This window comes from Streptomyces sp. GbtcB6 (assembly GCF_019091475.1).
GTDB lineage: Bacteria > Actinomycetota > Actinomycetes > Streptomycetales > Streptomycetaceae > Streptomyces > Streptomyces hyaluromycini.
Genome location: NZ_JAGXJL010000536.1, coordinates 1 through 230, shown reverse-complemented (window position 1 = coordinate 230; position 230 = coordinate 1). Strand labels below are relative to the sequence as shown.

The 230-nt window shown below is 71.7% G+C and carries 1 pseudogene; it reads right to left on the bottom strand.

Going from position 1 to position 230, the window contains the following annotated elements:
• Positions 1–218 (bottom strand): annotated as a pseudogene (locus KVT45_RS55895) (hypothetical protein); the annotation flags it as partial.
• Positions 219–230: the final 12 nt, after the last annotated feature.

The following is a 230-nucleotide window of genomic DNA, read 5'->3' as shown; positions in this document are numbered from 1 at the left end:
GAGACGGGCGTGGACGGCCCCGTGCAGGTGTCGTCACCGCACGCCGTCACCTTGACGGTGCCCTGCACCTTGCCCTTCGTCAGCAGCACGTCCTGCGCGGTGCCCCAGGACCCCCACACCCCGGCGACCAGGACCAGCACGGCGACCGCGCCCATCGACAGGACACGCAGCGCGTTGTCCGAGGCCGTTCGGGAGGAAGCGGCGGAGGCAGCAGGCATGGGCGGGATCAT